The 7,806-nt window shown below is 28.8% G+C and carries 8 protein-coding genes; 1 reads left to right on the top strand and 7 read right to left on the bottom strand.

From position 1 onward, the window contains the following. Window positions 1-230: 230 nt before the first annotated feature. From B5E87_RS14290 to B5E87_RS14320, 7 genes are all read right to left on the bottom strand, one after another. On the bottom strand, window positions 231-560 hold the full coding sequence (locus B5E87_RS14290) for a site-specific integrase (protein WP_087246014.1): 330 nt from the start codon (window positions 558-560) through the stop codon (window positions 231-233). 175 nt (window positions 561-735) lie between these two features. Continuing rightward, the gene (locus tag B5E87_RS14300) at window positions 736-1,152 is read right to left on the bottom strand and encodes a phage integrase central domain-containing protein (RefSeq protein ID WP_087246018.1); all 417 of its coding nucleotides are present in this window, start codon (window positions 1,150-1,152) and stop codon (window positions 736-738) included. 519 nt (window positions 1,153-1,671) lie between these two features. Then, a complete protein-coding gene (locus tag B5E87_RS14305; RefSeq protein WP_158095633.1) occupies window positions 1,672-2,523 on the bottom strand; it encodes a type II toxin-antitoxin system PemK/MazF family toxin in 852 nt (283 codons plus the stop codon). A gap of 55 nt (window positions 2,524-2,578) precedes the next feature. Then, window positions 2,579-3,397: a DNA adenine methylase gene (locus tag B5E87_RS14310; RefSeq protein ID WP_087246022.1), complete on the bottom strand. Its 819-nt coding sequence runs from the start codon at window positions 3,395-3,397 to the stop codon at window positions 2,579-2,581. A gap of 56 nt (window positions 3,398-3,453) precedes the next feature. Further along, window positions 3,454-4,938, bottom strand: a complete 1,485-nt coding sequence (locus B5E87_RS14315; protein ID WP_087246024.1) for a hypothetical protein — start codon at window positions 4,936-4,938, stop codon at window positions 3,454-3,456. Window positions 4,939-5,037: 99 nt separating this feature from the next. Continuing rightward, the gene (locus B5E87_RS15140; RefSeq protein WP_158095634.1) at window positions 5,038-5,178 is read right to left on the bottom strand and encodes a hypothetical protein; all 141 of its coding nucleotides are present in this window, start codon (window positions 5,176-5,178) and stop codon (window positions 5,038-5,040) included. Window positions 5,179-5,190: 12 nt separating this feature from the next. Then, the gene (locus B5E87_RS14320) at window positions 5,191-5,595 is read right to left on the bottom strand and encodes a helix-turn-helix domain-containing protein (protein WP_087246026.1); all 405 of its coding nucleotides are present in this window, start codon (window positions 5,593-5,595) and stop codon (window positions 5,191-5,193) included. Between the two features lie 721 nt (window positions 5,596-6,316). Between B5E87_RS14320 and B5E87_RS14330 the strand changes: the two genes are divergently transcribed. Next, window positions 6,317-7,519: an MFS transporter gene (locus B5E87_RS14330; protein WP_241146981.1), complete on the top strand. Its 1,203-nt coding sequence runs from the start codon at window positions 6,317-6,319 to the stop codon at window positions 7,517-7,519. Window positions 7,520-7,806: the final 287 nt, after the last annotated feature.

Here is a 7,806-nt window from a genome sequence, read left to right on the forward strand (position 1 = left end):
AACAAAAGTAAAGGAAATAAGATAATAAATAGATAATTATACTTAACTACAAGTAAAAAAGACACTCTTTTATTTCCAAAAAAATAAAAAAGAGCCAACTTACTAAGTTGACTCCATTGCGCCCATTTTATGGGCTTTTTTTAATTTAGAAATCAAAATTGATACATTTTCGATACATTTTATCTTTGTATTTTTGTAATAAAAGTATTAAAAAAGCACCTGAAAAGTGCTTAATTGTATAGATTATCAGTGACACCAATAAGATCAGTATCGTCTAAATTTGTATATATATCCATTGTTGTATTGATATTGGAATGTTTGGCCAACATTTGTGCTGTTTTTATGTCTATTTTCTTTCTGATGATCTGAGTGACAAATGTATGTCGCAACATATGAAAATAAAAATCAAAACCATTCTTCTTTCCTAGCTTATAGCATTTGTCTACAGCTGATTTATAGCTGAGATAGTTCATGTCATTGTTGAAGCAAACCGGATCGGTTACAGGGTATTTATGAAAATGCTCAGTTAATATATTCACTAATTCATTTGGTATTGGTATGACAGCAGTTGACGATTCTGTTTTATATAATTCTCTATTTCATCATGAAGTTGCTTTTTTATGGTTATTGTCTTATTTTTTAAGTCGACATCTACTCTTGTCAATGCCAGAACTTCAGCTATTCTTATGCCTGTATAAAGGCCGATATAAAGCATGATGATATAACTATCATATCTTATCTTTTGATTGAGGTTGGATGGCTTAATGACTCAATGAGCGTATTGAATTGTGCTATTGTGATAGTATTATTTTTAGTTTCTTTTTTACCGCTGATATTTAAACGAGAATAGGGTATTCTTTTTATATAGTATGCATAGACAAATACTATGTTTATAATTGATTTAACGACTTTACATGTATTATGTGAATATGTTTTCTCATAATTATTTAGTAGCTCCTGAATCAGATCATAATTGATCTTGGTGATATCTATATGTCCTAGATACTTTTTGATTATTTTTGAATAGAGTTGTTTTCTGCTGCTGAATGTTCTTTCTCTGATATCAGCAGATCGGATATATTCATTAAAGACATCATCAAAGTTTTTTGACTTTGTTATGTATATTCCATTTTCAAACTCTTGTTTTTTCATGGATTCATGAAGCAGGGCTTCTTTTTTTGTATCAAATCCATTTTATATATATCTCTTTTTGACACCGTATTTATCAGTGTATTGAAAATTGACCTGATATTTATATCCGTTCTTAGATTTCTTGGATGCTCTTTTATAAATAGGCATAGATTACACACGTCCTTTCATTTATATTTGCCTTAGACGTGCTCTTATGATAAAATTGAGTACGTAAAAGGACTTTTGGCCGTTATTTTACATTAGTGATATTGGCGTATCACATTCTAGTGGTGGTATCTTTACGGAAACCATTGCATAACCACTCTATTGGCGTAGGGTGGTTTTTATATGCAGAAAAGCACCAGCTTTCGCCAGTGCTTTTCAGTGTTACTCCAGTATTACCACTCAAACGGTGGATAACCTTAGATATACACGTATATTACCATCAAACTTTTAAAATGTCAATATCTTTTCATTTTACGAAAAATGATATGATGTAATATTGTGTATATAATATAGTATGCATTGGCTTGAAAAAAATTATTCATTTTCACCAAATAAATATAATTTTAAATTGTTTTTTATATTTTGTTTTTCAGCAGCATTCAAGACAATAGTTTTACCAGCTTTATCACATAATGGTCTAACGACTCTTTTTACACTGACACGTCTTATATCATTTAGTTTGGCATAATTGACATCTCCATTTACTGTAATAGGTACATTAAAGTAATATTTAGATGCTCTTTTCTTTGATGTAATAGGTATAACAATATAACTTGAATCACTAGGATTTTTAACAGAAACATTCTTTCTGAAAATAATAGCAGGTCTTAATTTATGTAATTCAGAGCCAACATTTTCACCAATTTCAATATAATACAATCCCCACTTGATTAGTCCGGGATTTCTTTTTATCGACTTATGAAATTGGATATTTGTTTTATGCTCAAACCAAGTAATATATTTATAATGATCTTCTGTAGTGCTATAATCAACATTTTGAATATTCATTCTTCTTATACTTCCTAGTTGATGATAAGTGTGAAAAACTTTATGGCATAATTTGGCTAAAACACTTTCAGAAATATCTAAATATTCTTCATAAGAAATTGTTATACGTTTCCCTCTTAAGCTTAATTGTTTTCCAATAAGATTTTCTTTGATTTCAAAAGCTTCAAGTGGATAAGCAACTTTATTCATTCTAGATATTTTTATATAAAATTTATTTTCATCTATTTCATCCATTGGAACAATACAAACTCTTTTGGCTAAATTGGTGTGGCACAAATAAATGCATAGATTATTCGTTGTGCCATCTAAAGGATTTTTATAATAATGTACATTACCGAACCATAAGTCAGTAGTTGCATTTGTTTTAGATGTGCTCATTCTATTCCTCCTTGAATCTCTCATTACCCTGTTGGTAGCAGGGGAGTTTTTTGTTTTATAAATCTATATTTAGGTTTTCTCTGTAGAACATTATTTCAGTACCGATATATTTTCTTTCAACTGTATAAGTTAATTGATATGTTTGATAGTTTGAGAAATCATACATTCTAATAATTTCATCAACATTGTCGTATGTTACAATCCAGGGATAATTTAATTCTCTTACTATTTCAGCAATTTCCCTATGATCTTGAATGGTAAAATAGTTTTGATATAATTGACTACCCTTTTTAAAATAGGGAGGATCAATGAAGAAAAATGAATTATTAGGGAAGTTTAATCTTAGAAAATCACGTGCATCAAAATCAAATATTTGAATTTTATCTCTATTATCATAAATTTGTTGTACACGTTTGATTAATTTTGATTTATTAAATCTGCAATCAATTAAATAATTGCCGTTTTGTTTATAACCACCGATAGGGCCAGCTGTTATTATTCCAGATCTATTCGTTCTATTTAAATAGAAAGCTGCAAACCCTAATTCCAATACATTGTCAGGTTTCGAATCATATATGTTTTTTTGGTGTTCTCTCTCCTCGATTGATATAGGAGCATCTCTAATTAGTTCGATAAACTGAGGTCCAAAATTTAATATTGCAGACCAAACAGAGTAGATGGCAGGATCAATATCATTTAGGATGATGTTGTCAACTTGACCGTTAAATAATAAATTCAAGGCCAAGTTTGCTCCACCAGCAAAAGCTTCAATATATGTACAACCAATTAGATTGTTTTGTTGTAATATTTCTAATGTTTGATTATACATTTTACCTTTGCCACCAGGATATCGTAAAGGTGAATAATGTGCCATAATAATACCTCCTTATGCGTATTGTAACAAAATTCGCAAAGAAAGGCCAATTATATTTAAACTCTTTCATAAGTCAAAATATAATTAAGTATATCGAATAATATACCCGAAGTATAATTATGAAGAATACTTAAATCATCAGATAATAAATAAGGGTGATGTATTAATAAATCTAAATTATCTTTAGTAGCAAAGTTTCCAAAGAAAGTTCTAAAATATTTGTTAATATTCCTGTTATAGAATATATCAGTATTGTTTTCTAGTGCATTATTGATTTTTTCTATCATTTTGCCTAGGTTTGCATCACCGTTATTATGACATTTTGAATATATATTTGGATGATATACAGATAACCAATATTTTAAGCATTGTTCAATTAATGCTCTAATTAAATAATATGTTGATAATTTGTATGTTTTATAAAAACCATATTGACCACCAGAAAGTTTCTCTAATTCTTTACGTATATTTATAAATGCTAGATGTTGTTCTTTTGGTATTTTTGAATTCTTTGTGACATATAGCTCTTGTAATCTAAATTTTTTTGGCTCTGGTTTAGAATCATTTTTGTTGTTAAAAATATTATCGTTTTCATAATTATCTTGATTTATATTATCAGGATTTTTTTTAGACGATAATTGATTGTCCATACTATTTATTGATTTAGATGAATCATCATTTTCTAAATTTGGCTTTGCATTTTCTTTATTATTTGTTTTATTGTTTGTACTACTAATTTGACTTTTTATTTTTTCGAATTCATTATTTAATTCGGAAAATAGTATTTTTCTTGCGTCTGCATTAGTTATTATGTGATGTGTCTGTCCTTCAATTCTATCTGTTATTAGTTTAAATTTAATTTTAAAATCTTCCAAATCTATTTTAATTTCATATTTATCATTTGTTTTTTGTATGCCTAGCCATGCTTGTCCATCACGTGTGAATAAACGTTCCCAATTTGTTTTTGTTATCTTTTCACGTTTTTTACTAGAAAGTATATTATTTTCTTCTAATAAGTTTAAAAAAGCGTAAATTGGATCTTTCTGACCCTTGTTTCTTTTATGGCGAGCTTTTTCGTTAGAACCCCAAGTTACTGTTCCTATTCCATTTTGCTCACCTTGATGCTTTAATTCCATAGCATGTTCTAAGATATTAGCATCTTTTGTTATATAACACATAATTTCTTGAGGGGGTGCATCAAAATCTTGTAACAAACTTTTTACACGTGCATATAATTTAATGTTATTTGATACAATTAATTCTGGATTATTTAAAATTTTAAATGCTGCAACTCTTCTGTTGCCTTCTTTGCTATACAAAGTGTTTTTATCAGTAAGTAAAAGACCAACTATATCAATAGGATTTTGACCATATTCTAATATATCTTTCATTAAGTTAAAAATTTTGTTGTCAAAGTTTCTAGTTTTCATTAATGTTTCTAAAGTAAATTTATCTTCCTCTACAGGATCATGCCTCGGATTAGTAGGATCAAGACTTATATCATTTATATTTACTTTTGCATATCCTTCTTTATATTCCATATCATGTTATCCTCCCCGTATATTTAAACACAAATTGTGTTTTTGCTAATTCAAAATATATTTTTCTTTCATCTCTTTTACCATCATGTGAGTTTCTTGCTACTGATATGATAAACATCTTGAATTGATGATTGCAAGATATTCATTCCCATTATAGTATGTAAAGTCATTCACATAGCTTGGCATATTTGTAATTTTTAAGTTAATGTTATTCCAACGTAGAAAATCTTCAACGCACATAATTATCACACCTTACTTAGTTTCTTTATTAAATGTGTCGATAATCTTTAATATTTGTGTTAAGTCTTGTGGTTCTAATTTCTTTGCTTTATCAAATAAAATAACTAATTGTTTATTTGCGTGTATCTCGTTGTACAAATCAACAAGATTAGGATAGTTATCTTTAAGGTATTCAACATTTTCTTCGTAGTTTTCTAAACTATCATTTTTATATCCGTATATGAGTTCATCAGTAGTGATATTAAAAATATCAGCTAATTTTTGAATGACGCTAATTCTAGGCATTACTTTTCCTGATAACCAATAAGAAATGGATGATTCGCTTTTCCCAACTAATTCTCCTAATTCTTTCATCGTTAAATTTTTGCTATTCATTAAACTTCTAAGTATCTCAGGGAATTTTACCTCTTTTTTCATAAACTCACCATCCTCAACATTATTCTAACATTAAACAAAATATATCTCAAGAATTCTCTTGAATAAAATTCATGAACAATCTTGAATAAAATTCAAATTATCATTAATTTGAATTAAATACGAGTCTATAATAAATAAAAAATATCTGATGAATATTTTTGCTATTGGACATTTTCCTGCTACTTGTAGAATCCAATGTTATAAAATAACAATAAAATTAGTCACTAAAGATAATATTTGCTAAGAAAATGAGAATGTTATTGAGAGTGGATTAGGAGAATAGAATCATGCAAAGATGGAACAGACTTACTCAAAAGATTTAGCTGTTTACTTAGTTGAACATGATCAAATTGTAGGAGGATTGATTGGATATACCCATGGAGATTAGCTTTTTATAAGGTGGTTATGGATTTCACCTTTATTAAGAGGACAAAATAAGGGAACAGAAGTATTATGAAAAGCAGAAGCAGTTGCGAAAGAAAGAGGCTGTCAATATAGTTTTCTAGATACATATGAATTTCAGGCACCAGATTTTTATATGAAATGAGGTTATCAGGAAATCTTCAGTATGCAAGAACATCCTGCAACAGGGAAACACTATTATATGAAAAAATCACTTATTTAAAAATTTTTTCAAGATATGTTATTTAGCTTGTGATTTGAATTCAATCTATCATATAATATACTTATCGAATAATTATAAATTAAGGGAGGAAATTATGTGAAAAAAAATGGAATTTTAGATGTTAAGTATTCTTTAACACAAATTCTTTACTTTGCATCCTACAGTGCTCTTATGGGATATGCATCTGTATATCTATTAGATCGAGGTGTGTCGAATTCTTTAATTGGAACGACTTTGGCATTGGTTAGTATTATTGCAGTATTTACGCAACCTATGGCTGCCTCAGCAGCTGATAAAAAAGTGATTAGATTACAACCATTAATTATTGTGATATTAGCTTTAGCCGTCATATTGTCATTAGGTCTGTATTTCTTTAAATTACCAACAATAATATTATTATGTGTGTTTGTTGGAGTTGTCACATGTATGATGACAATTCAACCATTATTAAATTCATTAGCATTTCTTTTTGAAAAATATGGTATTGAAGTGAATTATGGATTAGCTAGAGGATTAGGAAGTGCTGCCTATGCCCTTGCATCTGCTGTGCTGGGTTATCTTGTAGAAGATTTTGGAACAAGCATGATTCCATTATTCTATATTATTGGAAATATCTTATTAATTGTCGTTGTCTATACATATGTTGTACCAAAGAATCAAAGACATGTTGTACATCGTGAAGAGAATCAGCATGAAGAAGTTAAACAGGAACAATTATCATTCTTTCAATTTTGTTCAATATATAAAAAATTTATGATTTTTGTTGTGGGTGTTATTTTAGTTTTCTTTACACATACAATTATTAATAATTTCTTTATTCAAGTCATTACTCCTATTGGTGGAACTGAAAGTCAAATGGGAATCGCTGTATTTATTGCTGCAATTGTTGAATTACCAGCTATGGCTATGTTTAATGTTATGCGTAAGAAAATAGATTGTTCAACATTATTAAAAATATCTGTGATTATTTTTGGATTGAAACACTTATTAACTTTTTTAGCAACTAACGTCTTTATGGTTTATGTTGCACAAGTTTTACAAATTGGTGCTTATGCTATCTTTATCCCTGCTAGTGTTTATTATGTTAATGAGGTTATTTCTAAACCGGATCTTGTTAAAGGGCAATCTATGGTTACAGTTGGAATTACAGCCAGTGGTATTATTGCTAACCTTGCAGGTGGAATCTTATTGGATACTATTGGTGTTCATGATTTATTAATGATTGGTGTTGTTGTATCTGTTATTGGAGCTTTGATTGTTTTCATGTCTATTGAAAAGAAAAGAGCTTCTATTGAATAGATCATAACGAGCATAGAGAAATCTATGCTTTTTTTATATTATAGGAATTTGGTTTCGTTTGGTCGATAAATGCTTAAAGCAAATATTAACAATGAGCAAAATAAAAAGTAATGCACCAGCATTACTCTATTTTTCTGCATGCAAAAACGTAACCAGATATATCATTTTTTGACCTGGTGCATTGTTCCTTTTCCACATTTCATGCAGATGCATGACAGTTCATCATCTCCATCAGCCTCCGCTATTTCACTTAATATGTATCCGTCAAGTTCCATTTCACATCCGCA

It is taken from the genome of Massilimicrobiota sp. An142, from assembly GCF_002160725.1.
Lineage (GTDB): Bacteria > Bacillota_I > Bacilli_A > Erysipelotrichales > Coprobacillaceae > Allocoprobacillus > Allocoprobacillus merdigallinarum.

Excerpts from the sequence above, each read along its gene's own strand:
- B5E87_RS14300 (WP_087246018.1), bottom strand. The coding sequence starts at position 1,152 with ATGAAAAAACAAGAGTTTGAAAATGGAATATACATAACAAAGTCAAAA.
- B5E87_RS14305 (WP_158095633.1), bottom strand. The coding sequence starts at position 2,523 with ATGAGCACATCTAAAACAAATGCAACTACTGACTTATGGTTCGGTAAT.
- B5E87_RS14310 (WP_087246022.1), bottom strand. The coding sequence starts at position 3,397 with ATGGCACATTATTCACCTTTACGATATCCTGGTGGCAAAGGTAAAATG.
- B5E87_RS14315 (WP_087246024.1), bottom strand. The coding sequence starts at position 4,938 with ATGGAATATAAAGAAGGATATGCAAAAGTAAATATAAATGATATAAGT.
- B5E87_RS15140 (WP_158095634.1), bottom strand. The coding sequence starts at position 5,178 with ATGTGCGTTGAAGATTTTCTACGTTGGAATAACATTAACTTAAAAATT.
- B5E87_RS14320 (WP_087246026.1), bottom strand. The coding sequence starts at position 5,595 with ATGAAAAAAGAGGTAAAATTCCCTGAGATACTTAGAAGTTTAATGAAT.